This is a genomic window from Hymenobacter piscis (genome assembly GCF_018760735.1).
Classification (GTDB): domain Bacteria; phylum Bacteroidota; class Bacteroidia; order Cytophagales; family Hymenobacteraceae; genus Hymenobacter; species Hymenobacter piscis.
On sequence record NZ_JAHHZN010000010.1, the window covers coordinates 147,529 to 172,549 of the forward strand.

Annotated in this window: 26 protein-coding genes; 9 read left to right on the forward strand and 17 right to left on the reverse strand. The window is 62.0% G+C overall.

Translation table 11 applies throughout. The features are described from left to right. Positions 1-30: 30 nt before the first annotated feature. The 3 genes from yidD (at position 31) to fbaA (ending at position 2,648) form a co-directional block, all read left to right on the forward strand. On the forward strand, positions 31-255 hold the full coding sequence (yidD, locus tag KLP40_RS12600) for a membrane protein insertion efficiency factor YidD (RefSeq protein ID WP_215594139.1): 225 nt from the start codon (positions 31-33) through the stop codon (positions 253-255). 246 nt (positions 256-501) lie between these two features. Then, positions 502-1,404, forward strand: coding sequence for an esterase-like activity of phytase family protein (locus KLP40_RS12605; protein ID WP_215594140.1), 903 nt, complete (start codon positions 502-504; stop codon positions 1,402-1,404). A gap of 155 nt (positions 1,405-1,559) precedes the next feature. Then, the gene (fbaA, locus tag KLP40_RS12610; protein WP_215594141.1) at positions 1,560-2,648 is read left to right on the forward strand and encodes a class II fructose-bisphosphate aldolase; all 1,089 of its coding nucleotides are present in this window, start codon (positions 1,560-1,562) and stop codon (positions 2,646-2,648) included. Positions 2,649-2,932: 284 nt separating this feature from the next. Here the strand turns inward: fbaA and lgt are convergent, their stop codons facing one another. The 9 genes from lgt to KLP40_RS12655 form a co-directional block, all read right to left on the reverse strand. Next, a complete protein-coding gene (gene lgt / locus KLP40_RS12615) occupies positions 2,933-3,925 on the reverse strand; it encodes a prolipoprotein diacylglyceryl transferase (protein WP_215594142.1) in 993 nt (330 codons plus the stop codon). A 99-nt stretch (positions 3,926-4,024) separates the two neighbouring features. Next, positions 4,025-4,324, reverse strand: coding sequence for a hypothetical protein (locus tag KLP40_RS12620; protein WP_215594143.1), 300 nt, complete (start codon positions 4,322-4,324; stop codon positions 4,025-4,027). Further along, positions 4,317-4,895, reverse strand: a complete 579-nt coding sequence (locus KLP40_RS12625; RefSeq protein WP_215594144.1) for an RNA polymerase sigma factor — start codon at positions 4,893-4,895, stop codon at positions 4,317-4,319. The genes KLP40_RS12620 and KLP40_RS12625 overlap by 8 nt, the downstream gene beginning before the upstream one ends. Before the next feature lie 282 nt (positions 4,896-5,177). Continuing rightward, complete coding sequence (locus KLP40_RS12630) at positions 5,178-5,618, reverse strand: PIN-like domain-containing protein (RefSeq protein WP_215594145.1); 441 nt, start codon at positions 5,616-5,618, stop codon at positions 5,178-5,180. Next, complete coding sequence (locus KLP40_RS21545; RefSeq protein ID WP_215594146.1) at positions 5,602-6,300, reverse strand: DUF433 domain-containing protein; 699 nt, start codon at positions 6,298-6,300, stop codon at positions 5,602-5,604. The genes KLP40_RS12630 and KLP40_RS21545 overlap by 17 nt, the downstream gene beginning before the upstream one ends. Before the next feature lie 390 nt (positions 6,301-6,690). Further along, positions 6,691-8,664, reverse strand: coding sequence for an NAD(+) synthase (gene nadE, locus KLP40_RS12640; RefSeq protein ID WP_215594147.1), 1,974 nt, complete (start codon positions 8,662-8,664; stop codon positions 6,691-6,693). Between the two features lie 148 nt (positions 8,665-8,812). Then, positions 8,813-9,562 carry a ribonuclease III gene (rnc, locus tag KLP40_RS12645; protein ID WP_215594148.1) on the reverse strand — a complete coding sequence of 250 codons (750 nt, stop codon included), beginning with the start codon at positions 9,560-9,562 and terminating at the stop codon, positions 8,813-8,815. 123 nt (positions 9,563-9,685) lie between these two features. Next, complete coding sequence (gene fabF / locus KLP40_RS12650; RefSeq protein WP_215594149.1) at positions 9,686-10,939, reverse strand: beta-ketoacyl-ACP synthase II; 1,254 nt, start codon at positions 10,937-10,939, stop codon at positions 9,686-9,688. Positions 10,940-11,110: 171 nt separating this feature from the next. Further along, complete coding sequence (locus KLP40_RS12655) at positions 11,111-11,347, reverse strand: acyl carrier protein (RefSeq protein WP_019948606.1); 237 nt, start codon at positions 11,345-11,347, stop codon at positions 11,111-11,113. Between the two features lie 162 nt (positions 11,348-11,509). On the opposite strand from KLP40_RS12655, the gene KLP40_RS12660 reads away from it, so the two are divergent. Both KLP40_RS12660 and pyk read left to right on the forward strand, forming a co-directional pair. Continuing rightward, complete coding sequence (locus tag KLP40_RS12660; protein ID WP_215594150.1) at positions 11,510-11,938, forward strand: IPExxxVDY family protein; 429 nt, start codon at positions 11,510-11,512, stop codon at positions 11,936-11,938. Between the two features lie 159 nt (positions 11,939-12,097). Then, the gene (gene pyk / locus KLP40_RS12665) at positions 12,098-13,537 is read left to right on the forward strand and encodes a pyruvate kinase (protein WP_215594151.1); all 1,440 of its coding nucleotides are present in this window, start codon (positions 12,098-12,100) and stop codon (positions 13,535-13,537) included. A gap of 65 nt (positions 13,538-13,602) precedes the next feature. Here pyk and KLP40_RS12670 read toward each other — a convergent pair whose 3' ends face one another. After that, the gene (locus tag KLP40_RS12670) at positions 13,603-15,099 is read right to left on the reverse strand and encodes a T9SS type A sorting domain-containing protein (RefSeq protein ID WP_215594152.1); all 1,497 of its coding nucleotides are present in this window, start codon (positions 15,097-15,099) and stop codon (positions 13,603-13,605) included. 191 nt (positions 15,100-15,290) lie between these two features. Then, positions 15,291-15,548: a 30S ribosomal protein S20 gene (rpsT, locus tag KLP40_RS12675; protein WP_088843362.1), complete on the reverse strand. Its 258-nt coding sequence runs from the start codon at positions 15,546-15,548 to the stop codon at positions 15,291-15,293. Between the two features lie 284 nt (positions 15,549-15,832). On the opposite strand from rpsT, the gene KLP40_RS12680 reads away from it, so the two are divergent. Then, on the forward strand, positions 15,833-16,819 hold the full coding sequence (locus tag KLP40_RS12680; protein WP_215594153.1) for a YheT family hydrolase: 987 nt from the start codon (positions 15,833-15,835) through the stop codon (positions 16,817-16,819). 250 nt (positions 16,820-17,069) lie between these two features. Here the strand turns inward: KLP40_RS12680 and KLP40_RS12685 are convergent, their stop codons facing one another. The 4 genes from KLP40_RS12685 to KLP40_RS12700 all read right to left on the reverse strand — a co-directional run bounded on the left by KLP40_RS12685 (position 17,070) and on the right by KLP40_RS12700 (position 20,197). Then, positions 17,070-17,624, reverse strand: coding sequence for a hypothetical protein (locus tag KLP40_RS12685; RefSeq protein ID WP_215594154.1), 555 nt, complete (start codon positions 17,622-17,624; stop codon positions 17,070-17,072). Between the two features lie 66 nt (positions 17,625-17,690). Beyond that, positions 17,691-18,311 carry a 16S rRNA (guanine(527)-N(7))-methyltransferase RsmG gene (gene rsmG, locus KLP40_RS12690; protein ID WP_215594155.1) on the reverse strand — a complete coding sequence of 207 codons (621 nt, stop codon included), beginning with the start codon at positions 18,309-18,311 and terminating at the stop codon, positions 17,691-17,693. A gap of 144 nt (positions 18,312-18,455) precedes the next feature. Beyond that, positions 18,456-19,073 carry an RNA polymerase sigma factor gene (locus KLP40_RS12695; RefSeq protein ID WP_215594156.1) on the reverse strand — a complete coding sequence of 206 codons (618 nt, stop codon included), beginning with the start codon at positions 19,071-19,073 and terminating at the stop codon, positions 18,456-18,458. Beyond that, positions 19,064-20,197, reverse strand: coding sequence for a glycosyltransferase (locus tag KLP40_RS12700; protein ID WP_215594157.1), 1,134 nt, complete (start codon positions 20,195-20,197; stop codon positions 19,064-19,066). The genes KLP40_RS12695 and KLP40_RS12700 overlap by 10 nt, the downstream gene beginning before the upstream one ends. Positions 20,198-20,364: 167 nt before the next feature. On the opposite strand from KLP40_RS12700, the gene tgt reads away from it, so the two are divergent. From tgt to KLP40_RS12715, 3 genes are all read left to right on the forward strand, one after another. Continuing rightward, positions 20,365-21,495, forward strand: coding sequence for a tRNA guanosine(34) transglycosylase Tgt (gene tgt, locus KLP40_RS12705; RefSeq protein ID WP_215594158.1), 1,131 nt, complete (start codon positions 20,365-20,367; stop codon positions 21,493-21,495). 94 nt (positions 21,496-21,589) lie between these two features. After that, positions 21,590-22,666: an LptF/LptG family permease gene (locus KLP40_RS12710; RefSeq protein WP_215594159.1), complete on the forward strand. Its 1,077-nt coding sequence runs from the start codon at positions 21,590-21,592 to the stop codon at positions 22,664-22,666. 213 nt (positions 22,667-22,879) lie between these two features. Further along, complete coding sequence (locus KLP40_RS12715) at positions 22,880-23,803, forward strand: DMT family transporter (RefSeq protein ID WP_215594160.1); 924 nt, start codon at positions 22,880-22,882, stop codon at positions 23,801-23,803. 37 nt (positions 23,804-23,840) lie between these two features. Here the strand turns inward: KLP40_RS12715 and KLP40_RS12720 are convergent, their stop codons facing one another. Together KLP40_RS12720 and KLP40_RS12725 are read right to left on the reverse strand one after the other, a co-directional pair. Further along, complete coding sequence (locus tag KLP40_RS12720; protein WP_317196772.1) at positions 23,841-24,278, reverse strand: OmpH family outer membrane protein; 438 nt, start codon at positions 24,276-24,278, stop codon at positions 23,841-23,843. Positions 24,279-24,404: 126 nt separating this feature from the next. After that, positions 24,405-24,746, reverse strand: a complete 342-nt coding sequence (locus KLP40_RS12725) for a hypothetical protein (protein WP_215594162.1) — start codon at positions 24,744-24,746, stop codon at positions 24,405-24,407. Positions 24,747-25,021 lie beyond the last annotated feature (275 nt).

Genomic DNA, 25,021 nt, shown 5'->3' on the forward strand with positions numbered 1-25,021 from the left:
CCTACCTACGGCCCCTACCTTTACATTGTCATGCTAACCTACCTGTTCCGCCAGCTGCTGCTGGGCCTGCTCTGGGTGTACCGCCACCTGCTTTCGCCCCTTACGCCGCCCAGCTGCCGCTTCGTGCCCACCTGCTCGGCCTACGCCGTGGAAGCCGTCACCAAGTATGGCCCCTGGCGCGGCGGCCGGCTGGCTTTGCGTCGCATCAGCCGCTGCCACCCCTGGGGCCCCCACGGCCCCGACCCCGTGCCGTGAGGGGAATGAGTGAGTTGGTGAATGAGTGAAGTAGCGAATGAGTGGATGGTCGAACAGTCATCTAGCCATTCCCCACTTCACTCATTCACCAACTCCCTCATTCACTCATTCACTACTTCACTCATTCCCCACTTCACGCATTCCCCAAATCACCAACTCCCTCATTCCCCACTCGTAGAAGAAGACGTGTTGCTGCCCCGCCGCCCGGCTCCGGCAGCTTTTTTTCCGCCCGATTCCGTTCTCTTCATGCGTCATTTGTTTTTTACCGCCGTGCTGGCGGCCACTCTGTGCAGCAGCTGCTCCGAGGCCCAGACTACTCCCAACGCCGACCAGTCTGCCACCGATTCGGGCCAGCAAGGCGGCAAGAAGGAGAAGAAAGGCAAAAAGAAGAAGGGCGGCGACATTGCCAACCTGACCAAGGTAGCCCGGCTCGACAACGTGCCCGAAAGCTCCGGCCTCGCCCTGGCCGACCAGCCCGGCACCTTCTACACCCACGGCGACGACGGCAACCCGGCCATTCTCTACAAGATCAGCGCCACCACGGGCCAGATTCTGAGCCAGATTGACGTGCCGGTGAAAAGCCGCGACTGGGAAAGCATCACCCGCGACAACTCCGGCAACGTGTACATCGGCGACGTGGGCAACAACAACAACGACCGCCAGAACCTGGTCATCCACCGCCTCAACCCGCTCAACCCGCAAATCGTCCAGGAAATCAACCTCAAGTACCCCGACCAGCGGGAGTTTCCGCCCCAGAAGGACGAGCGGAATTTCGACTGCGAGGCCACGCTCTGGCACGAGGGGCAGGTGTACCTGTTCACCAAGGACCGCGCCCGCGAGCAAACCAGCAAAGTGTACACCGTGCCCGACCAGGCCGGCTCCTACACGGCCAAGCTGCTCACCAAGCTCGCTATTCCGGGCCAGGTGACGGATGCCGCCCTCAGCCCCGACGGCCGTCGGCTGGTGCTGCTGGCCCGCCAGGAAATGTTCGTGTTTGAGGGCAGCAGCCTGGCCGAAATCCTCCGGGCCACCCCGCGCCGCATCTCCCTCAAAGGGGCCGGCCAGACCGAGGGCGCCGTGTTCACCAGCAACCAGACACTCTACATCAGCAGCGAGCAGGGCGACCTGTACCAGTATCTGTTTGAATAACCAAGCCGGCCGGCAGCCCGGTTTTGCGGCGGCCGGCCATTGTTCCAACCCTGATAAGTAGACCGGCCTGCTTCTTTTCAGTAAGTTTGGGCTAAGAATCTGAAACCCGGCGCGGCCCTTTCCCGACTGGCGCCCCAACCCTCATTCACCAGCACATGGCTGATCAAACCACCCTCACCGGCCTGCGCGCCGGCGTTCTGCACGGCGACGAAGTGCAGCAGCTCTTCGAACACGCCAAGCAGCACGGCTACGCCCTGCCCGCCGTGAACGTGACCGGCACCGACACGGTAAACGCCGTGCTCGAAGCCGCCCGCGACCTGAACTCGCCCGTTATCATTCAGTTCTCCAACGGGGGCGCGCAGTTCTTCGCCGGTAAGGGCCTGCCCAACGATAAGCAGCAGGCCAGCATTGCCGGCGCTGTTTCGGGCGCCCAGCACGTGCACCTGATGGCCGAGGCTTACGGCGTGCCCGTGATTCTGCACACCGACCACGCCGCCAAAAAGCTCCTGCCCTGGATCGACGGCCTGCTTGACGCCGGCGAGAAGCACTTCGCCCAGTACGGCCAGCCCCTGTACTCCTCCCACATGCTCGACCTCTCGGAGGAGCCCATCGAGGAGAACGTGGAAATCTGCCAGAAATACCTGGCGCGCATGGCCAAAATGGGCATGACTCTGGAAATCGAGCTGGGCGTAACCGGCGGCGAGGAAGACGGCGTGGACAACTCCGACGTGGACTCGAGCAAACTCTACACCCAGCCTTCGGAAGTGGCCTACGCCTACGAGGAGCTGAGCAAAATCAGCCCGCGCTTTACGGTGGCGGCCGCGTTCGGCAACGTGCACGGCGTGTACAAGCCCGGCAACGTGAAGTTGCAGCCGAAAATCCTGCACAACTCCCAGGAGTTCGTGAAAGAGAAGTACCGCCTCGACGCCAAGCTGCCCATCAACTTCGTGTTCCACGGCGGCTCGGGCTCCACGCAGGAGGAAATCCGCGAGGCCATCGGCTACGGGGCCATCAAGATGAACATCGACACCGATCTGCAGTGGGCCTTCTGGGACGGCATCAAGGACTACTACAAGAAGAACGAAGCCTTCCTGCAGGCCCAGATCGGCAACCCCACCGGCGAAGACTCGCCCAACAAGAAGTACTACGACCCCCGCGTGTGGCTGCGCGAAGGCGAAAAAACCTTCATCACCCGCCTCAAATCGGCCTTCGAAGACCTCAACGCCGTCAACCGCAATTACTAGCTGTTAGCTAAAAAAACGAAGAAGGCCCCGCACTCGGTTGAGTGCGGGGCCTTCTTTTTTGGTGGCGAATCGGAATTGTAGTGCGGCCGCAGAGCGGCCTTCGGTTTGTAGCACGGCTGGCTCACCGAACGGATGCGCCGCGTAGCGGTGCCCGAAATGGCGGGCGTTTCGGGCACCGCTACGCGGCGCTTACCCCACGGCCCGGCTTTGCTATAAACCGCAAGCCGCTCTACGGCTACCGTTCAATCTTGGGTTGCCAGTACCTCTCAATTGAAGCTAAAACCTTACTTCGCGGCTTTAGCAGCGGCTTCGGCGGCTTCGTATTCGGCCAGGTCGCGGGGGGCGTAGCCGTAGGGGTTGTTGGGATTCTTGCCGGCGCGCCAGAACACGTAGAGGCCCACGAATACCAGCGGAATGCTCAACAGCTGGCCCATGTTGAACTGCATGCCCTGCTCGAAGGCCACCTGATCTTCCTTAAAGAACTCGATGAAGAAGCGGAAGGAGAACAGCAGCACCACGAACAACCCGAACAGCTGCCCGCGCGGGGTGCGCTCCTTGGTGCGGTTCCACATCGAGTACAGCAGCACGAACAGAAAGACGCAGAACAGCGACTCGTAAATCTGGGTGGGGTGGCGCGGCACGGCCACCAGGGAGCCGGCGGGCACGGTAGCGCCGGCGGGCTGGGCCGTTACCTGCGCGTCCTGGCCGGGCTGGCGCTGGTACTGCACCACGGCCGAGCCGGGCGGCACGGACTGGTCGGCGGTGGCTTTCACCAGGTGCTCGTAGTCGCGGGGGAAGGTGAAGGCCCAGGGCGCCGTGGTGGGGTGGCCCACAATTTCGGAGTTCATCAGGTTGCCCATCCGGATCAGGGCCCCGCCCACGGCCACGACCAACACAATCCGGTCGAGGGTCCAGAGCACGTCGAACTTGTTGTTGCGGCTGAAGAGCCACACGGCGAAGATGATGCCGATGGTGGCCCCGTGCGAAGCCAGCCCGCCTTCCCAGATTTTGAAAATGCTCAGCAGGTTGTCTTTATACTGGGCCCAGTCGTAGAAAAATACGTGACCCAGGCGCGCGCCAATCACGGTGCCCAGCAGCACGTAAATCGTAATCACATCCACCCAGCGCGGCGACACCTTCTCGGACTTATACACGTGGCCCAGAATAAACGTCCCGACCACGAAGCCCGACATGAACAGCAGGCCGTACCAGCGCAGCGTGAGCGGCCCCAGGTGGGCCAGGATGGGGTCAGGATTCCAGAGAACGGCACTCAGCATAGCAATGGCAAGGTAAAGGGTGAGAAGAAATCAAAGGTACTCAGACAATGTGCTTCCGGCGCGGCAACGCCCCATTATTCAGCGGCCGGGCGGGCACGGTTACTTAACTGCGGGGAGGTGTTCCGACTGCGCGGTACTCTCCTGCTGGGGCAGTCCCGCTGACCGCACGGCCGCCTCATCGCCGCTGAGCAGCAGCAACATGCCCAGCATCACGGCGTAGGCGGGCCAGCGCAGCCAGGTGGGCACGGGCAGGCGCGGGGCCGCGGTTTCGGGGCGGAGCCGGGCCCGGATCCGGCGGTATAAGTACGGGCGGGGCCGGGCATCGGGCGGGGTACGCCACTGGCGCAGCAAGTTTTCCCATTCCTCCTCCGCCCCGGGGCGGTTCGTTGCATCAGACATGGCGCAGGGTGGACTGAAGGTGAGTGCGGAGCGTTTTGCGGGCGCGGAACAGCAGGGATTCGACGGCGGGCACCGTGGTTTGGAGCACGGCCGCTATTTCCTCGTAGCTCAGCTCCTGCTCGTGACGCAGGGTGAAAGCCACCTGCTGCGGCCCGGGCAGGCAGGCAATCTGCGCCACCAGGAGGGCCACCTGCTCCCGGCCTTCCAGCCGGGCCTGCGGGTGCTGCTCGTCGGCGGGCTCGGGTAGCTGCCCGTTCCCCAAACCCAACAGACTGGTGAAGTAGGCGAACCGCTTTTGGGCCCGGGCCCGCCGCCGGTTTTTCAGGGCCCGGGAGGTGGCCAGCCGGTAGAGCCAGGTGGTGAGGCCGGCCTCGCCCCGGAAACGGCCAATGGTCTGGTACACTTCCACGAAGACCTCCTGGGCCACGTCCTCGGCTTCCTCGGGGGAGCGAAGCAACGCCAGCACGGTGCGGTACACCCGGTTCTGGTACCGCTCCACCAGCGTGCGAAAGGCCGCCTCACTCCCCTGCTGAAGCTGGGCCACCAGCTCAGTTTCCGCCGCAGTCGCCAAGGCCGGCGGAGGAGAAGGCGGTGGCCCCGGTAGAGAGGCCGGATGAAGCGTAGGCAGCGGAAGAGGATGCACCCGGAAAAGCAAAAGGCGAGAAACGGCACGTGACCAGCGCCAGCCGCTACCGCAGCTACCCGGGTCACACAGACTAAGGTCCGATACGGCCACTAAACTTGCGCCGGCCCTTCCGATTATCTTTCAACCGATTGAAATACAGCTTAATAAACTTACGACTCTGTATTTATAACGCTTGGCAGCCGCAGCGCGGCTAGCTCGTAACCTGGGTTACTTGTCACCCTTGCCAGGCGCCTCCTTTGCCTCGGACGAGGGGGGGCTGACCAGCTGTACGCTGCCGTCCACGTACACTTTGGCTACGAAAGGCCGCGGGTGCCGGCCCACGAAGCGGCGCAGCCGGGGCAGAGCCCTCACCAGGCACTCGGCCACGCCGGTCCCGGTCAGGCCCTTGGCTACGAGAATGAAGGTGCCGCTGCCGCTGGCCAGCAGGGCCCGCAGCTCCAGAGGGTTGTAGTGCAGGCGCCGCTCCTGGGTCAGCACGAAGCCGGCGCGGGCCGTAACGGCCGGCAGCCACTCGGCATCGGGGGTGGTAGGCTCGAACAGGTCGGCGTGGCGCAGAAACGTGTCGGGCTGGGCTTGCAGGGCCTCGCGCACTAAAGTGGTGTCGAGGGTGCGGTCGAGGAAAAATACGGGCTCAGGCGCCGAGTTCATACCGGATGGCTTCTTCCACGGCCGGGGCCGGGAGGTTGAAATTACGGGCAATGTCGCGCACCGCGTCGCCGGCCCGGTACTGGTCCACCACCACGTCCACGGGCACGTAGGTTTCGGTGAGCACCGGCCGCCCGAAGGCCACGGTGGGGTCCACCACGATGTGGGCGGGCAACCCGCTGGGCACGAAACCGGGGTTGCTGGCGTACACCGGAAACAGGCGCAGCGGGAAGCCGTCGGCGGCCCGCTCAATGCGGCGCAGGTAAGCTTCCACCAGCTGGCGGATGGTAATCTGGCCCCGGCGGGAGGCGTTGATGAGCAGATTGTCGTCTTCCAGCGCCCGCACGAACAGGTCCACGCCGTCGGTTTCAAACTGGTGCTGGGCCAGCGGAAATTCAGCCTGCAGTTCCTGGCGCACGAACTGCACGGCGTGGCGCACCCGCTGGAGCGGAATGCCGTGCTGGTGGCGGATGGCGGCCAGCACGTGTACTTCCACCAGATTCAGAAACGACAACCCCTCCGGACTGGCCGCCTGTACCAGGGCTTCGTGGTCGTCGGCGTGGGTCCAGGCCTGCACCGTGGAGGCCGAAAGCCCCGTCAGGCGGGCCACCTGCCGGGCCGAGTACAGCGGCAGCCGGTAGGCCTCGCGCTCCTGGTATAGCTGATTGAGACTGGTTGCCGTCACGGATTCATCAAAGTTAGACCACGAAAGTACCGGATTTTAGCTGTTGGCGGCGCTACAGGGGTGCCTCCCCCCCCGGCCCCCTCTCCAGGGGGAGAGGGGGAGCCACTACCAGAGTTATTCGCTCATACAAGTTGCGGAGTGGCCGCGTAGCAGCCTTCGGTCTGTAGCAACCAGGCTTTCTAAACGGATGCGCCGCGTAGCGGTGCCCGCAATGGCCAATGATTCAGGCACCGCTACGCGGCGCTTACACCCCGTTACTTTTTCTCCTACGAACCGAAAGCCGCTATGCGGCCACTCCGCACCTTGCGTTTGTTAGCCGACAACTCGTCAGGCTCCCCCTCTCTCCCTGGAGAGGGGGCCGGGGGGTGAGGCACCCGTCAGAACGTCACCTTACAACGTCGCCAGCTCTTGGGTGTAGCCGCCGCTCAGGATGGGGAAACGCAGCCAGGAGCGGGGGTCCACGTTGTAGTCGTCGAGGTGGAAGGCGGGGGCGTACCGTTCGCGCTTCCACTGGTTGCGGCTCCAGAGGCTGAAAAAGCGCTTCACGTAGGCCTTGAGCTGCTCGGGGTCGGCAGCGGGGTCCTGGTGGCGCAGGGTGGCCAGCACCTGGGCGGGGGCCAGCCGGTCGTAGAAGGCCAGGCGCTCGATGCGGTTGAGCAGCTCGTAGGGCATCAGATCCCGCTCATCGGTCTGCTTGTCTGCAAGGGGGCGCAGCTCGGCGGTGGGCTGCAGGGCATTTACCCGGTGCAGACCGGGGTAGTGCCGCTCGTGTTCGGCCCAGCGCAGCCACTGCTTCACGAAAAACTTGTCTACGCCGGCAATGGGCGAAATGGAGCCGGCCGTGTCGCCGTCCATGGTGCAGTAGCCCACGCTGGCCTCCGAGCGGTTGGAGGTGGTCATCAGCAGGCAGTTCTGCACGTTGGCCAGCATCCAGATGGCCGGAGCGCGCACCCGGGCCTGAATGTTCTGGAGGGCCAGGTCGTCGGTCTGCCAGGCCAGCTCCCGGCCCAGGGCGTGCTCGATCTTGCCCACGTAGCCGCTCACTTCCTCGTTGATGTCCCAGCTGTGAAACACCGCCCCGAGGTCGTCGGCCAGCTCCCGGGCCGAGTTAAACGTATCGTCGGAGGAGTTCACGGTGCCCTGGTAGGCGCAGGTCAGCAGTCGGCCGGTGAGGCGGCGGTTCACCGCGCGCTGGTTTCCGGAAACCGCTTCGGTGCTGGCCCCGGGCAGATTGCCGGCCGGCGCCGGGCTGGGTGAGCCGTCGGCCGCTACCAGTTCACGGTGCTCCGGTGCAGTTTCGGGCGCGCCGGTTATTTCCCCGATGTCGGCGGCCGTGAAGCACCCGGCGCGGCGCATGAACTCGGCCGTGCCCAGCTCGGCGGTGCCCAGGCGCACCATTTCGGCCACCGCCACGGCGCACATGCAGGAGTCGGCCCCGCCGCTGAGGCTGAGCACGAAGCCCCGGCTGCGGGCCTTGCGCAGGTAGTCGAACAGGGCCAGACTCAGGGCCTGGTTCAGCTCCAGATATTCGTCGGGCGCGGGCAGGGTGGCAATGGTTTCAGCGGGGACCAGCTCAATACCGAAATCCACGTCCACGTATTCCAGGTCCACTTCCTTGAAGCTCATGAGCTGGTTGCGCAGCAGCAGGTGACCGTTGCGGGCCACCAGAATTTCGCCGTCGTAGATGATGCGGCCGGCCTCGTTGCCCAGCAGGTTGGCGTAGAGGTAGGTGCAGCGAAACGTGCGCGAGGCCTCCGTAACGAGGTGGTAGCGCACGTCGGTCTTGCTCATGGCGAAGTGCGAGGCCGAAGGGTTCACAATCAGATCTACCCGGCCCACGAGGCGGCAGGCGGGCCGCACGTCGTCGGGCCGCCAGGCGTCCTCGCAGATTTCAAACCCGAACTTCACGCCCTGGTGCTCGAAAATCATATCCCCCAGGGTCCACTCCTCCCCTTCCCACTGCACCGTGGTGGTTTCGCCGGCCGGCCAGGGGTGGAAGAAGCGGGGCTCGTAATGCACCCCGTCGTTGGCCAGAAACTGCTTGGCCGCGAAGCCCAGAATCTGCCCGTCGCGCAGCACGGCGGCCGTGTTGTAGGTGCGCCCGCTCAGGCGCACCGGCAACCCCACCACCACGCAGATGCCCTGGGTCCAGGGCCGGATGGTTTGCAGGTGGGCCAGGGCCGCTTCGGGCAGCCAGTCGCTCAGAAACAGGTCTTCGCAGCCGTAGCCGGTCAGGCACAGCTCCGGCAGACACAGCAGCTCTACGCCGGCGGCTTTGGCCTGCTCGATGGCCGTCTGAATCGTGCGCAGGTTGTGGGTCCAGTCGAAGGGAATCTGGTTGAGGGCGGCGCCGGCTATTCGCATGGGTTCAGATCAGGAAGGGTTCGTTCTGCAAAACAACTCCATTTCCCCGGATTGGGTTACTTCTGCGAAACTACTGCGTCCTCCGCGCGCTACCATCGTTGAGACGATGGTAGCGCGCGGAGGACGCAGTAGTTTCGCAGTGTCGCTCCTACACCCCCAGCACCTCCAGCGCCCGTTCGGCGGCCAGCTGCTCGGCTTGCTTTTTCGAGAGGCCCATGCCGGTGGCCACGGCGCTTTCATCCACGATTACGGTGGCGGAGAATTCCATCACGCCGCCGGGGCGGGCTTCGCCGGTGAGCTCGTAGCGCAGGTTTTTGCCGTTGCGCTGGGCCCATTCAATGAGCTTGCTCTTGAAGTTGGTGGTCGTCTGGGTCATGGCCTTCACGTCCACGTAGGGCTTGAGCAGGCGGCTGAGCACGAACTTGCGGGCCGTTTTGTAGCCGTGGTCGAGGTAGACGGCCCCCACCAACGCCTCCAGGGCGTTGCCGTTGACGGAGCGCGACCGGGCCGCCCGGCCCTGGGCCGCATCCAGCTGCACCAGCTTATCGAGCCCGATTTTGAGGGCAATGGCGTTGAGGCTTTCCCGGTTCACGATGCGGCTGCGCATCTCCGTCAGGAAGCCCTCCTGCTCGTAGGGGAACTTGCGGAACAGGTACTCGGCCACGGCCGTGCCCAGCACCGCGTCGCCGAGGAATTCCAGCCGCTCGTTGCTCTGGTGGCGGGCCTGCTCGCCCTGCTGGCGCACCACCGAGGAATGGGTGAAAGCCAGCCGGTACAGGTACACGTTGTCGGGGCCGCGGCCCGTGAGGGTGGTAATGGCTTGCCGGAAAGCCCGGTCCCGGCCCAGCAGACGGCGGAAAAAACCGAATAACGGCAGGGGCTGACCGGGCTTGGGCATTTTTTTCAAAATGGGAGAAATGTGTTTGAATATGCTGAATGGGAGAAATGTGGTTACCGGACTATCAGCAGTGACGAATTAGCCGTTTTTTCACATTGCTCCCATTCACTCACATTTTCCACATTACGAGTCGATTTTACGGAAAATGACCGACGTGTTGTGGCCGCCGAACCCGAAGGTATTGCTCATGGCCACGTTCACTTCGCGCGGCTGGGCCTCGTTGAACGTGAAGTTCAGCTTGGGGTCCAGCTCGGGGTCGTCGGTGACGTGGTTGATGGTGGGCGGCACCACGCCGTGCTGCATGGCCATGATGCAGGCCACGGCCTCAATGGCGCCGGCAGCGCCCAGCAGGTGGCCGGTCATGCTTTTAGTGGAGCTGATGTTCAGGTCGTAGGCGTGCTCCCCGAACACTTTCTGGATGGCTTTCACCTCGGCCCCGTCGCCCAGCGGAGTGCTGGTGCCGTGGGTGTTGATGTAGTCCACGTCGGCGGGCGAAATGCCGGCGTCGCGCAAAGCGTTCTGCATCACCAGCACCACGCCGTTGCCCTCGGGGTCGGGGGCCGTGATGTGGTAGGCATCGGCCGACATGCCCCCGCCGATCAGCTCGGCGTAGATTTTGGCGCCCCGGGCCTTGGCGTGCTCGTACTCCTCCAGAATGAGGGAGGCCGCGCCTTCGCCCAGCACGAAACCGTCGCGCTCCTTGTCGTAGGGGCGGGAGGCCAGCTCGGGCGCGTCGTTGCGCTCACTCATGGCCTTGAGGGCGTTGAAGCCGCCCACGCCCGACTCGGTGATGGCCGCTTCGGAGCCGCCGGTTACCATCACATCGGCCATGTTGAGGCGGATGTAGTTGAAGGCGGAAATGATGGAGTCGGACGAGGAGGCGCAGGCCGAGGTCGTCACGAAATTCGGGCCACGGAATTTGTGGCGAATGGAAATGTTGCCCGACGCGCTGTCGGCAATCATTTTCGGAATAAAGAAGGGGTTGAAGCGGGGCGTACCGTCGCCGTTGGCGAAGGCAATGCACTCGGCCTGCAGGGAGGTCAGTCCCCCGATGCCGGAGCCCCAGATAACGCCCACCCGGTCCTTGTCGATGCCTTCCTCGTTGAGGCGGGCGTCCTCGATGGCCTCGTTGGCGGCAATAAGGGCGAACTGGGTGAAGATGTCCATTTTCCGGCCCTCCTTGCGGTCGAAGTAGTCATCGGGATTGTAGTCCTTTACTTCGCAGGCAAAGCGGGTTTTAAACTTGCTGGCATCGAAACGGGTGATGGGCGCGGCGCCACTGCGGCCGGCGGCGAGGCCCTCCCAATAGGCGGGGGCGGTTTTGCCGACGGGGGTAATGGCACCCAGGCCGGTCACGACAACTCTCCGAAGAGACATAGGCTGGCTCGAGAAGCGAAAAAATGGAAAGGGTAGAAAAGCAAAACGGCCGGCGGCAGGCCGGCCGGTAAGCAGTTTTAGGGTTTAGTTGTCAGTTGTCAGGGGGTAGTTGTCAGCCGTTACAAGGCTGTAACGGCCAAACACTAACAACTGACAACCAAACACTAACAACTATTTGGCGTGCTCTTCGAGGTAGCTGATAGCCTGACCCACGGTGCCGATGTTCTCAGCCTGGTCGTCGGGGATAGACACGTTGAACTCTTTTTCGAACTCCATGATCAGCTCAACGGTATCGAGCGAGTCGGCACCCAGGTCGTTGGTGAACGACGCCTCCGGCGTTACTTCCGAAGCCTCAACGCCGAGTTTATCAATGATGATGGCTTTTACTTTCTCTGCAATTTCAGACATTTCCGTGGGGGTTTAAGGAAAACTCGGCACAAATAACACCATCTTCGCTAACATTGTCAAACTTCCCAGTCCTATTCTTCCGGGTACAATATTATGACCCGGTCGGTTTCGCGGGGCCGGCCCAGGTTCTATTTTTGCGTTTTCCCTCCTTCTGCGCCGCCCATGAAAACCTTCACCCTGGACGTGGACTACAGCTGCGACTTCGACCTGTTCGGGCTCGTTTCCTCCACCCGGGAGCATACCCTGGCCTGGGTGCTGAACCGGGCCCTGCACCTGCGCCTGGTAAAGCAGCCCGACCTGATGTACGACCTGCTGCACAAGGGCCGCCTCGTCATCAGCAACTACCTGCACGCCACCGAGTACCACACCCTGCGCCTGCTGCGCAACCGCAGCGTCGACCCCTCGGCTCTGAAGAAACCCTTCCTGGCCCCCGACATCAAGGAGTACGACTACCTGCTGCAAATCAACAACGGGGCCGGCCTGCCCCCCGCCGAGGAGCTTATCCAGCAGCTCACGGCCCTGCCCCAGGTGCAGCTGGTGAGTCAATTCGACCCCAATGACCTTAAATTCAAAGAAAATCTGCTCTTTTGAAACCGTAAACCAGCCGCTATCCTGAGCGTCGTGTCCCTGCCGTTCCCCGTATTGTTGGCTCCGGCCCGCTACTGAGGGGCCGTTTGAAGGGCCCGGCCCGCTCAGGATGCTTTTTGCTGAACTCCTTGCTCACGAAATTTCTGACCCTACTACCCCAACATGGAAGCCACTCCGCATTTCAATAAAACCAAAATCATTGCCACCGTGGGGCCCGCCTCCAACACCTACGAGAAGCTGGGTATGCTCATGCGCGAAGGCGTGGACGTGTTCCGCCTCAACTTCTCCCACGGCTCCCACGAAGACCACCTCTCCGTGATTCACACCGTGCGCCGCCTCAACAAGGACCTGCGCATGAACGTGGGCCTGCTCCAGGATCTGCAGGGCCCCAAAATCCGCCTCGGCGAGGTGGAAGGCGGCCAGGTCGAAATCAAGGCCGGCGACAAAATCAAGCTCGTGTGCGGGGAAAAGGAAACCAGCACCGCCACCCGCCTGAGCACCATTTATATGGGTCTGGCCCGCGACGTGAAGCCCGGCGACATGATCCTGATCGACGACGGCAAGATTGAGCTGCGCGTGCTGGCCACCGACCGCGAGCAGGAAGTGGACGTGGAAGTGATTTACGGCGGCACCGTGAAGCCCCGCAAGGGCATCAACCTGCCCGATTCCGAAGTATCGGCCCCGTCGATGACGGAGAAGGACATTGAGGACCTCAAGTTCGGCCTCGAAAACGACGTGGACTGGATTGCCCTTTCCTTCGCCCGCCGCGCCGAGGACATCCGCTTCATCAAGAGCCTGATTGCCGAAAGCGGCAAAACCACCCGCGTTATCGCCAAAATCGAAACGCCCGAGGGCCTCAAAAACCTCGACGAAATCATTGCCCTCACCGACGCCGTAATGGTGGCCCGGGGTGATCTGGGCGTGGAAGTCTCGATGGAGCAGGTGCCCATGGCCCAGAAGCGCATCGTGGAGAAGTGCAACAAGATCGGGACCCCGGTGATTGTGGCCACCCAGATGATGGAGAGCATGATTACCGCTCCCCGCCCCACCCGCGCCGAAACCAGCGACGTGGCCAACGCCGTCATCGACGGGGCCGATGCCGTGATGCTGTCCGCCGAAACCGCCGTGGGGGCCTACCCCGCCGAGGTGATCCGCTCCATGGTGGCCACCATCCGCAGCGTGGAAACCCAGCTGCCGAGCCTCTACAACCACTGGTTCCCCATCGACCCCGAAGCCCCCACCTTCATGGTCGACAGCGTGCTGTCGGCGGCCTGCCACCTGGCCAAAAACACCAAGGCCCGGGCCATTACCGGTATGACCCACCGCGGCTACACGGCCTTCCAGATTGCCAAGTACCGCCCCAAGGCCGACATCTTTATCTTCACCGACAACCGCCCCCTGCTCACGGCCCTGAGCCTGATCTGGGGCGTGCGCGGCTTCTACTACGACCGCATGGTGAGCACCGACAGCACCGTGTCGGACATCAAGTACGCCCTCACCGCCTCCGGCCACCTCAAGAAGGGCGACGTGTTTATCAACACGGCCTCCATGCCCATCAACGAGAAAGGCAAAACCAACATGGTGAAAGTGAGCGTGGCCTAACCCGCCCCTTACCAACCGCTAAAAAGGCCCGCCGGAACCAGGTTCCGGCGGGCCTTTTTTTGCGCCTACTCCGCGTGGTGCAGCCGCAGCAGCACGGCCGGGCGGCCGGGCTGCTCCACCCGCACCAGGTACAGGCCAGCCGGCAGCCCCGCCAGCTCCACTGCCAGGCGGGCCGTGCCCACGGGCAACAACCGGGTCCTGAGGGTTTGCCCGGTAGCCGTGAGCAGCACCAGCCGCCCGGCCGCGCCGGTTGGCGCCGGCAGTTCCAGGGTAGTAGTAGCCGCGGCCGGATTCGGGTAGAGCCGGGCACCGCCCGCCGCCTGGCTGCCCGGGGCCGATAGCAGCAGATCGAAAGGTTGCCGGGTGCCGCAGCTGAGGGTGGTAACGCCATTGCTCCGGCGGAAATACACCAGCTCCAGCTGCTGATTCTGCACTACGCCCGTGCCGGAGCCGAGTAGCTCATTCACCGGCGGCTGGTCGAGCGCGTAGGGCAGGTAGGTATCGGAGCTGCCGGTGCGCGCCGGCCACAGGGTTTGGGTGCGCAGTGGCACAGTAGCGCCACAGCCCCCGCTACTCTGGCGACCGGCCACGACGGGATGCCCCATGCGCACGCTGCCGGCCGGGCCGCCGGTTGCGGCCCACTCGTAGGCCAGCAGCGGCACTTCCGGCGCGGGCCCCACTGCCCCGCCGGAGCCCGGCGCCCACTGCCCGGTGCGCCGCGAAGCCGCCAGCCGCGCCGTAGTCGGCACCGACCACCGCACACCCGCCGGCGGGCAGCCCGGCGCCCCCGAAGCCTGCGTACGCACCTGGTAGCGCACCACCAAAATCAGGCTATCGGGCGTTTCCTGGCGGCTGACCACGCGCTGGAGCAGGTGGGTGGTTTCGCAGACCAGCGTGTTGGGATAAATAGCCGTTTCGCCGTAGTAGCCGAATTCGTCGCCGGGCCGGAAATCGGCTACCAGCAGGGGGTTGTAGTAGCTCTGGCCCGCCGCCGCGGGCTGCCGGGCCAGAGTCAGGTTCGCGCCCGCACCGCCCGGGCCGGCCACCAGCCCGTAGCTCTTACTCACCTCGTAGGTTTCCGCACCGGCGCGCAGCGTTACCACCGAATCCGGCTGCCCGTCAAGCAGGCGCGTGGCCCGGCTGACCACGGTGGCCGTTGGACCGGTGCTGCCGGTGAAGGTGGTGCCGGTTTTCTGAAAAACGGGCAACGGTACGCTCCGGGCCGGGGCGCCGGCTTCGGCCGCCCATTCCAGCCAATAGACCCTCGTCGCGGCCTCGTAGCGCAGGTGGGCCCCAAACTGGTTGTTGCGCGACTTGCGCCACCGCTCCCCCGGGCCCGCCGCGGGCCGCATCACGCGGTTGAAAAAGTACACCGAATCCGCCCCCCGCACCCCGGCCGAGTCGAGGCGGAGCGTCAGCACGGTGTCGGTCATTGCCGCGGCGCGTTGCAGGGTGAAGGCGTGCACGTCGCCGTTGGCGCGGAAAGGCCGCCAGTCCTGGCCGGTTGCGGCATACGCGCCCGTCAGCAGCAGGCTCGTTAACAAGGCGTAACGGTGTCTCATAGGCGGGAATAGAATACGAAGGAAATAGCGGGCTACTGCCGGCCAAGATACCAGCCCCGAGCAATAAGTCAAGCGCTCCGGCGCATTATCCGGTTTGCTGGTGTGCGCGCTGCCCGGGCCGGAACGCAGCAAGGCCCGATGCTTGCGCACCGGGCCTCACCTTATACAAGAGCAGATAGCCGGTTAGCTACTTACGCAGCCAGCGACTTCACGAACTTGGCCAGCTTCGACTTGTTGTTAGCGGCTTTGTTCTTGTGGATGATGTTCTTCTTGGCCAGACGGTCCAGCATCGACGACACTTTCTGGAGCAGCTCCTGAGCGGCCGAAGCATCGGTGGTGGCGCGCAGCTTCTTGATAGCGGTGCGGGTAGATTTTGCCTGGTAACGGTTCAGTACGCGCTTAGCTTCGTTGGAACGGATGCGCTTGAGGGCCGATTTATGGTTTGCCATGGGGTATGAAAATGGTCTTCTGCTCGAATTCAGTTCAATTGGGGAGTGCAAAGGTAAGGCTTTGCCGCTAATTCGCAAACGCTTTTCAGCAATGAGCCCGCGCCGGGTGGAATAACCCGCGAAAACGGCCTTCCCCGGCGCCGCGGGGGTGGTTCGTCCTGGCCCGGACCGCCACTGCGGTGCCCAGGCGCGGGTCAATTCGCTCGGCATGCCTACCATTTTTTGCCGTAATTTGCTTACCGGCCGTTTGTTTCGCCCGCGGCCCCGCTTTTGCTGCCTCTGCCATGCCCCTCGTTGCCGCTTCCGCCTACCAGCCGCCGTTCTACCTTTTCAACGGCCACCTGCAAACCATCGTGCCCAGCCTCTGGCGCACCGTGCCCGACGTGCTTTACCGGCGCGAACGGGTGGAAACCGAAGACGGCGACTTCCTCGACCTCGACTGGTCGGCGCGGCCCGACGGGCAGCCCACCGATACGCTGGCCATCGTCTCGCACGGACTGGAGGGCGACGCCGGCCGGCCCTACGTGCGGGGCATGGTGCGGGCCCTCAACCAGGCCGGCCTCGATGCCCTGGCCTGGAACTACCGCAGCTGCAGCGGCGAAATGAACCGCCTGCTCCGCTCCTACCACCTCGGCGACACCGCCGACCTCGATTTTGTGGTGCGCTACGCCCTGGGCCCGGGCCGCTACCGGCGGGTCTTCCTGACGGGCTTTTCGGCCGGCGGCAACGTGACGCTCAAGTACCTGGGCGAAAACGCCGCCCGGGTACCCCCGCAGGTGCAGCGCGCCGCCGTGTTCTCCGTGCCCACCGACCTGCGGGCCAGCTCCCACCACATTGCCCGCCTCGAAAACCGCCTCTACCTCAACCGCTTCATGAAAACGCTGCGGGAGAAGATGCGCCAGAAAGCCGCCCTCCTCCCCGGCCAGGTTGACCTCACCAACCTCGACGAGCTCACGGGCTTTCCGGAGTTCGACGACCGGTTCACGGCCCCCATGCACGGCTTCGAATCGGCCGATGCCTATTACGCCCACGCCAGCTCCGGCCAGTACCTGAGCGGCATCCGGGTGCCCACGCTGCTGGTCAACGCCCAGAACGACCCCTTCCTGCCCGCCAGCTGCTTCCCCCGCGACGTGGCCGCCGCCAGCCCCTACGTGTTCCTGGAAACCCCCACCGACGGCGGCCACGTGGGCTTCGCCGAGGGCGCCCCGGACGGGGAATACTACTCGGAGCGCCGCGCCGTGGAGTTCCTCACGAGCGAGGTGCCGGGGTGAGGGGGGAACTGCAGTTTTTCTAAGTTGGAAGGGCCAGCGGCCTCCAATGCAATGTCAGTAGCTGGCAGAACCACTGTGAAAGTGGTGTTCAGAGGCCGGTTAGGGTCTGATAACCGGACCCTTATCGTACCATATGTAGAATATGGGGGCTGTTTAAATCACCCTTTCACTGAACGTTTGTTAGAGTGGACAGCCAAGTCTATTAAGGGCCTTTCTCACTTCCGCATCGATAGAGGAGCGAATAAAAAGGCTATGGATTTATCGTGATGGAATTGAAGAAGCGTCGGCGCTGGGCGTGGTCAACTAAGCCTAAACTGTCGGAGAGGTTAGCAGGCCGGAAAAGAAGATTATAGCCGATAGAATCCAAAACAAGACTGCGCATGTAACGCACTCTACGATGGCCTGTGTGCGCATCTAATGCTGTATACTTAATCTCGATGCCAATGCCACCAGCTATTTGGAAGGAAGTGCGCTTGAGTAGGTGAGCCTGGTTTTCATCTGCCAATGCCCCCTTGACTACACTATCATAAAAAAGCCGATGCTGCGTTGTGTCACCTTGTCTAATTACTTCGACATTCACGAAAGGAATTCGCATTACTACGCATAGTCCTTCCGACGCCCGCGCCACCCATGTCTGGGTGTGTGTGGGAGCTTGGCCAGCGGGGAGCATCTGGGCCACATTTAGCTCTGTGGCCTGAACCGGCAGCTCTACGGTAAGTCGTTTATCTATTGCGAAGGACTGCCAAGTGTCGGTGGCTGTACAGGCAAGCAGCGGCAACATTAACAAGTAGCGGGTAAGCTTCATGCCCGCGAAGGTCAGCAATTCCCTTATAACGCTTTATAAACGGTCCTTTAGAAAGCGCTTTAATTCCTACACCGTCACTACCACCACCTTCTTCGTCTCGAAGAATTCCTCCGCGAAAAAGCTGCTTAAATCTATAACTTGGGCTTTGAGGCCGGATTCGGCAATTTCTTCAGTCAGGTCGCCGCCTTTGAGGTAGTAGAGGCCGCTGTGGGGGGCAGCTTCGGCGCGGGGCTTGTAGCGGTGGGCAATCCAGGTGTGGAAGGTGGCCAGGCGGGCCACGGCGCGGCTCACCACGTAGTCGTACTTGGGGCGCAGCTGCTCGGCGCGGGTCTGCTCGGCCGTCACGTTGGTCAGGTGCAGGGCCTGGGCCATTTCCTGCACGGCTTTAATCTTTTTGCCGATGCTGTCCACGAGGTGAAACTTCACCTCCGGGAACAGAATGGCCAGCGGCAGGCCCGGCAGCCCGCCCCCCGTGCCCACATCGAGCACCGAGGAGCCGGGCGCAAACTCCACCACCTTGGCAATGCCCAGGGAGTGCAGGATGTGGCGCTCCTCCAGGTTGTCCACGTCGGTGCGGGCCACGAGGTTGAGGCGCTCGTTCCAGCCCCGGAACTCGGTTTCAAGCTGCCGGAACTGCTGGCGCTGGTGGTCGGTGAGGTGGGGGAAGTAGTGGTCGAGCAGGTTCATGGGGGTGGACAGAAGAGGAGAGAACGTCATTCTGAGCAAAGCGAAGAATCTCGCGTGCTGACATTGGGCTATTGGCGCAACACCAGCACGCGAGATTCTTCGCTTTGCTCAGAATGACGTTCTACTTATGGTTAACTCCTTACCTTAAATAATTTCTTTTTTGCCTTTCACCATGTCATAGAGCAGCTCGCGGGCGCGGTGCAGCTGGGCTTTCACGGTGCCGAGGGGGGCTTTGAGCTCGGTGGCAATTTCCTCGTAGCTCAGCTCATCGAAGTAGCGCAGCGTCACGAGGCGCTGGTACTTGTCGGGCAGCCGCGATACCACGTGCTGCATGATTTCGATTTTCTGGTTCTTGATGGTCGTCTCCTGCGGGTTCAGGTTCTGGTCGCGGAAGTCGATGGTGATTTCGTCGCCGTTGTCAATCTTGATGGCCGAGTCAATCGACATCGTCTTGATTTTATTCTTGCGAATAAAGTCAATGCAGTTGTTGGTGGCGATGCGGAAGAGCCAGGTACTGAAGGCGAATTCGGGGTTGAACTTGTGCAGGTTGCGGAAGGCTTTGGCGAAGGCCTCGATGGTGAGGTCCTCGGCGTCGTCGGGGTTACGCACCATCTTGAGCACCACGTGATACACGGGCTTCTTGTAGATGTGCATCAGCTCGGCATACGCTTTTTCGTCGTTGTTCTCCACGGCGGCACGAATCAGCTTGAAGTCGTGCTTGGCTTTGGCGGAGAACTGTTTTTCCTGATTATTTACTTCCATCGGAGCGTACGGTAGAGGAACAAGGAGATTCCCAGAGCGAGATAATAAAAAAAATACACCGCGTCGAGAACGGGGAGCCAGACAGCGGGCAGCTGCTCGCCCAACCGCCGGTTGAGCTGCTGGTAAACGGCCAGCATAGCGCCGGTACGCACGAGGCAGACCGTAGCCAAAGGTATCCAATCGGCGCGAAAAAACAGCAGCCCGCAGGCCGTAGCGTAAAAGACAAGGTTGGCCCCCACGAAGGTTCCGATGCGCACCCGGTCGGTGAAGCGGTACTGGCGGCCGGCCGAGAGATGCCGGCGTTTCTGCCGCCACCACTGGCCCCAGCTGGTGGCCGGCTGGCTGAGCGTATGCGCCCCCGGCTCGGCCACCACGGCCGTCCGGGCCCCGGCCGCCACGGCATCCTGCACCAGCAGGTCGTCGTCGCCGCTGAGGCTGCGGATATGGGAGGCAAAGCCCTTGGTCGACTGAAAGACCGCCCGGGTGTAGGCCAGGTTGCGGCCCACGCCCATATAAGGCCGGCCGCGCCAGGCGAAAGACAGATACTGTGCCCCCGTAAGTAAGGTTTCAAACCGGATCAACTTATTCAGAAAGCCCGGTTCCTCGGCGTAGGCGGAGTAGCCCAGCACCAGGTCGGCGGGCCGGGCAAAGCCGCGCTGCATGTACCGGAGCCACTGATTGGTGGCCGGGATGCAGTCGGCGTCGGTGAAGAGCAGGCGGGCGTGGCGGGCCGTTTTGATACCCAGGGTGAGGGCGTATTTCTTCGGGGCCAGCCCTTCTGGGGTGTGCGTGACGGAAACCAGCCGCACATGCGGATAATACTGCACCAGCTGCTGGGCGTACAGATAAGTGTCGTCGGTGGAACGGTCGTCGATGAGTACGATTTCGAAGCCGGCCGGGTAGTCCTGCTGGAGCAGCAGGGGCAGCAGCTGGCGCAGGTTGTCCAGCTCGTTGTGGGCGCACACCAGCACCGACACCGGCTCGCCGTCGAGCCCGGCCGCCTCGGACCCGGCGGGCTCCGCGGGGCGGCGGGCGAAGGGCAGAAAATAGTAGGCCGCGTAACAGAGCTGCACCAGCACGGCGGCCAGCAGCAGCCAGATGGCCGGGGAAAGCGGGAAAGACAAAGGCAGCGGGTATTTCAGACTGCAAAAGTAGGCATTCGGAGTACCTTTGCAGCCGGATTAGTTGTCGGTTGTCAGTTGTTGGTTGTCCGTTGTCAGGTACTGCCTTGGTATCTGCCAACCGACTACCAACAACTGATAACTGGCAACTGACAACTTAGCCTCCCCGCATGACCTTCGACCTGCTCACGACTGACCCGCACTCCAAAGCCCGCGCCGGCGTGGTGCACACCGACCACGGCCCCATTGAAACGCCCATTTTTATGCCCGTGGGCACGGCCGGCACCGTGAAAGCCGTGCAGCAGCGCGACCTGAAGGACGACATCAACGCCCAGATTATCCTCGGCAACACCTACCACCTCTACCTGCGCCCCGGCCTCGACATCATCAGCAAAGCCGGCGGCCTGCATAAGTTCAACGGCTGGGACCGGCCCATCCTCACCGACTCGGGCGGCTACCAGGTGTACTCGCTCTCGGGCACGCGCAAAATCAAGGAGGAAGGCGTAAAATTCCGCTCCCACATTGATGGCTCCCAGCATTTGTTCTCGCCCGAGGGCGTGATGGACATTCAGCGTACCATCGGGGCCGACATCATCATGGCCTTCGATGAGTGCACGCCCTGGCCCTGCGAGTACGACTACGCCGCCCGCTCCCTTGACATGACCCACCGCTGGCTCAAGCGCTGCATTGCCCGCTTCGACAGCACCGAGGGCCACTACGGCTACTCCCAGACCCTGTTCCCGATTGTGCAGGGCTCCACCTTCCGGGACCTGCGCATCAAGTCGGCCGAATTCATTGCCGAGCAGGGCCGCGAGGGCAACGCCATCGGGGGGCTGAGCGTGGGCGAGCCGGCCGAGCTCATGTACGAAATGACCGAGCTGGTCTGCGACATTCTGCCCCAGGACAAGCCCCGCTACCTGATGGGCGTGGGCACGCCGGCCAATATTCTGGAGAATATTGCGTTGGGCGTGGACATGTTCGACTGCGTGATGCCGACCCGCAACGCGCGCAACGGCATGCTGTTCACCACCCAGGGCATTATGAATATTGCCGCCCGCAAGTGGGCCGACGACTTCGAGCCGATTGACGCGGAGCTGGGCGGCTACGTGAGCACCTTTTACTCGCGCAGCTACGTGCGCCACCTCTTCCACAGCAAGGAAATGCTCGGCCCCCAGATTGCCTCCATTCACAACCTGACCTTCTACCTCTGGCTGGTGAAACAGGCCCGCCAGCACATCCTGGCCGGCACCTTCCGGGAGTGGAAGGACGTGATGGTGAAAAAGCTGATGACGCGGCTGTAATGAGTTGTCAGTTGCTGGTTGTTAGTTGTCAGGCCGTTTTCGCGGATGCTTCTAGAACAGCCTGGCAACTAACAACTAACAACTAACAACTCCATTGAAGATCCTCGATAAGTACATCCTCCGGAAGTTTCTCACCGCGTTTTTCTTCACGGTGGTGCTGCTCGTGTCGGTTATCTGCGTGATTGACTTCACGGAGAAAAACGACGACTTCATTCAGCACGATCTGGGGGCCTGGCAGATCATCTCGGAGTACTACCTGAACCTGTTTCCGTACTTCGCCAACCTGCTCTCCCCTATCACCGTGTTCATTGCGGTGGTATTCGTGACGGCCCAGCTGGCCTCGCGCACCGAGGTGGTGGCCATGCTGGCCTCGGGCATCAGCTTCAAGCGTTTTCTGCTGCCCTACATCATGGGCAGCGCCATTCTGGGCGCCCTCACGATGGCCATGACCGGCTGGCTGATTCCGATGGCCAACAAAACGCGGGTCGAGTTCGAGAAGGCCTACATCAAGAACCCCTACCGCTACAGCGGGCGCAACGTGCACATTAAAATCGGGCCCCGGCAGTACGCGTTCATGGAGAGCTACGACAACGTGAACAACGTGGGTTACAAGTTCGCGCTCGAAACCATTGAGGGCACCCTGCTCAAGCGTCGCCTCACGGCCGAAGCCATTACCTGGGATTCGACCAAGCAGGCCTGGCGCCTCACGCCCCAGCTGCTGCGCACGTTTGCCGGCGAAAAGGAAACCCTCAAGAGCCTGCCCGCCCGCGACACCACCCTCAACCTCTTCCCCAAGGACTTCGCCAGCACCTACCGCCTGGCCGAAACCCTGACTTTGCCGGAGCTCAACCGCTACATCGACCAGAAAGTAGCCCGCGGCGCCGATGATACCCAGGTGTACCTGAGCGAGAAGTACGAGCGGTTCGCCTACCCCTACGCCATGTTTATCCTGACGGTGATTGGGGTGATTATGAGCGCCCGCAAGAGCCGCGCCGGCGTGGGCGGGCAGATTGCCCTGGGCTTCGTGCTGGCCTTCGTGTTCATCATCTTCGTGATTCTGAGCCGCAACCTGGCCGCCGTGGGCACCCTCTCACCCCTGCTCGCCGCCTGGGTCCCGAGCATCGTGTTCACCCTCATCGGCGGCATCCTGTACCGCGTGATACCGCAGTAGGTGAGGTGGTGAGCTGGTGAAATAGTGAGTTGATGTTTTAGAAGCCTGGTGGCGCCTGATGCGCGGGGCTTCAACTGCAACACTTCCGTCTTCATCAAACCAGCCGTTGCGCACATCTGTCCTCCCTGCTACCTCCGCACACCAGCGCCAGTCGCGCCGCCAGGACTGCCCAAACGTCAAACTCCCCATTTCACCACCTCACCATCTCACCGTTTGAAAGACTACTTACGCCTGCATTTCATTGTGTTGCTCTGGGGTTTTACGGCCATTCTGGGCAAGCTGATTTCGGTGCCGCCGGTGGAGCTGGTGTTCTGGCGCACGGCCCTGGCCAGCCTGGGGCTGCTGGCCCTGCTGGTGGGCCGGCGGCGCCCCTGGCGCATTCCGGCGGCCGACGTGGTGCGCCTGCTGGGCGTGGGCGCGCTGGTGGCCGTGCACTGGATTACGTTCTTCCTCTCGGCCCGCCTCTCGTCGGTGAGCGTGAGTCTGGCGGGCATGGCCACGCTAGCCCTCTGGACTTCCCTGCTGGAGCCGCTGGTGCTCTGGCGCAAGGTGCGCGGCTACGAGGTGGGGCTGGGTCTGCTTACCATGGTGGGGCTCTACATCGTTTCGCAGGCCGAGCTTGACCAACTGCTGGGCCTGGGCGTGGCCATTATTTCGGCGGGACTGTCGGCGCTGTTCAGCGTACTCAACTCCAAGCTCGTGAAGCAGCACCCGCCCCTGCGGCTCACGCTCTACGAAATGGTGGGCGCCTGTCTGAGCATCGCGCTGTTTCTGCCGGTGTACAGCCGCTACTTCACCGGCGGCCGGGGCCTGCAGCTGGCGCTTTCGGGCTACGACTGGCTCTGGCTGCTGCTGTTGGCCGGCGTGTGCACGGTGTACGCCTTCTCGGCCTCGGTGGAGCTGATGAAGCGCATTTCGGCCTTCGTAGTCAACCTCACCATCAACCTGGAGCCCGTGTACGGCATCCTGCTGGCCGTGCTCATGTACACGCTCCACGTATCGGGCTTTGAGGAAGAAAAACTCTCCCCCGGCTTCTACGCCGGCACGCTTATCATCCTGGTTAGCGTCCTCATTCACCCCCTGCTGGACCGCTGGGACAAGCGCCGCTTGCTCAAGCGCAACCCGGTTACGGCGTAGGAGCACTTTGCCTGCGCCCGCTAGGCCAGCCCAACTCTCAGGTCTGTTGAACTATGTGGTTATGCCTAGCGGCCAGATCAATGGGCATAAGGCCGGGTTGGCCGTAGACGAGCGTGCCGGCCTCGCCGGTGGCGAAGATGAGGGCGTAGCCGTGCTGCTCGCCGTACTGGCGCAGGTACTTGTTGACGTGCAGCAGCACGGGCTGGGTGAGGCGCTGCATCTCTTGGGGGGCCTGCTGCTCGATGGCCTGGCGGTAGCTCAGGTACTGTTGCTGGCGCAACTGGGCGCGGGCAGCCTGGGTGGCGCGGGCGGCGGGGGATAGCGTGGCGCTCAGCCGCTGGGCCGTATCGGTGGCGGCGCGGGCCTCCTGTTCGAGGGTGCCTAGGTTGTGCTGCCACTCCTGCTGCTGGCGCTGGTACTGCCGCCGCGCGTCGAGCATGGCTTGATAGGAGTTCAGCAGCCGGTCCGTGTCCACGTAGGCCAACTTATTCGCTGGAGGTGTACAGCCAGTTGAAATTACCGCAAAGAATACGAAATGCGCAAAATTTTTTCTCAAAATTATTGTGAAAGAAATCATGTTAGGAACAGATGAAATTTAATACTAATTATTGGGCATAAACCATTCACTTGTTTTATTGCTATGTGTTGATTTTAAAAAAATAACGCTTGAATTTTTACATTTGAATATTGTGTCTCCCCATGATATATTATATGATAAGCATGCCGTATCATTGCAGGCACCTGTTAGATCATATATTTTTTCGTCATTGTCCATTTTTATTTTAAGACCTCTGTTATTTGAAATAACGGAAACTTTGCCTTTAAAAGAAATGTTATTTATGTCATCAACTGTATTTATTTCTGTATTTGTATACGATTTAATATTAAATATAAATATAATAAAAAATACAGTCGCTATTGATAGCAGAAGATACTTTTTCATCGTTGCTTATTTATCGTTGGTGGATCAGTAGAAGTGCCTGTATTATAATCCTTTGGGGAAATAAACCAATTGAGGCCTTTCAAACTTTCGTTTCTGCCTCCATAATCGCTTCCGTTACCAAATATAAGATAGTAGTATTGGTGGTTAATACTCTACCCTACTATTTTAGTTGGCTGATAGCGAGCGACTTTCCAGCTAATCCAGCGCATTAGGGCCTCCACCATGCGGGCCATGGGTTCGTGCGGGCTCGTGGCGGGGCGGGTGAGTTGGCGTAA

Bases quoted from the DNA above. Each gene is read 5' to 3' on its own strand.
- lgt (WP_215594142.1), bottom strand. From the start codon at position 3,925: ATGCTGAGTGCCGTTCTCTGGAATCCTGACCCCATCCTGGCCCACCTG.
- fbaA (WP_215594141.1), top strand. From the start codon at position 1,560: ATGGCTGATCAAACCACCCTCACCGGCCTGCGCGCCGGCGTTCTGCAC.
- nadE (WP_215594147.1), bottom strand. From the start codon at position 8,664: ATGCGAATAGCCGGCGCCGCCCTCAACCAGATTCCCTTCGACTGGACC.
- KLP40_RS12680 (WP_215594153.1), top strand. From the start codon at position 15,833: ATGCCCCTCGTTGCCGCTTCCGCCTACCAGCCGCCGTTCTACCTTTTC.
- fabF (WP_215594149.1), bottom strand. From the start codon at position 10,939: ATGTCTCTTCGGAGAGTTGTCGTGACCGGCCTGGGTGCCATTACCCCC.
- KLP40_RS12685 (WP_215594154.1), bottom strand. From the start codon at position 17,624: ATGAAGCTTACCCGCTACTTGTTAATGTTGCCGCTGCTTGCCTGTACA.
- KLP40_RS12655 (WP_019948606.1), bottom strand. From the start codon at position 11,347: ATGTCTGAAATTGCAGAGAAAGTAAAAGCCATCATCATTGATAAACTC.
- KLP40_RS12620 (WP_215594143.1), bottom strand. From the start codon at position 4,324: ATGTCTGATGCAACGAACCGCCCCGGGGCGGAGGAGGAATGGGAAAAC.
- KLP40_RS12605 (WP_215594140.1), top strand. From the start codon at position 502: ATGCGTCATTTGTTTTTTACCGCCGTGCTGGCGGCCACTCTGTGCAGC.
- tgt (WP_215594158.1), top strand. From the start codon at position 20,365: ATGACCTTCGACCTGCTCACGACTGACCCGCACTCCAAAGCCCGCGCC.
- KLP40_RS12725 (WP_215594162.1), bottom strand. From the start codon at position 24,746: ATGAAAAAGTATCTTCTGCTATCAATAGCGACTGTATTTTTTATTATA.
- pyk (WP_215594151.1), top strand. From the start codon at position 12,098: ATGGAAGCCACTCCGCATTTCAATAAAACCAAAATCATTGCCACCGTG.
- rsmG (WP_215594155.1), bottom strand. From the start codon at position 18,311: ATGAACCTGCTCGACCACTACTTCCCCCACCTCACCGACCACCAGCGC.
- KLP40_RS12660 (WP_215594150.1), top strand. From the start codon at position 11,510: ATGAAAACCTTCACCCTGGACGTGGACTACAGCTGCGACTTCGACCTG.
- KLP40_RS12695 (WP_215594156.1), bottom strand. From the start codon at position 19,073: ATGGAAGTAAATAATCAGGAAAAACAGTTCTCCGCCAAAGCCAAGCAC.
- KLP40_RS12630 (WP_215594145.1), bottom strand. From the start codon at position 5,618: ATGAACTCGGCGCCTGAGCCCGTATTTTTCCTCGACCGCACCCTCGAC.
- KLP40_RS12670 (WP_215594152.1), bottom strand. From the start codon at position 15,099: ATGAGACACCGTTACGCCTTGTTAACGAGCCTGCTGCTGACGGGCGCG.
- rpsT (WP_088843362.1), bottom strand. From the start codon at position 15,548: ATGGCAAACCATAAATCGGCCCTCAAGCGCATCCGTTCCAACGAAGCT.
- yidD (WP_215594139.1), top strand. From the start codon at position 31: ATGCTAACCTACCTGTTCCGCCAGCTGCTGCTGGGCCTGCTCTGGGTG.
- rnc (WP_215594148.1), bottom strand. From the start codon at position 9,562: ATGCCCAAGCCCGGTCAGCCCCTGCCGTTATTCGGTTTTTTCCGCCGT.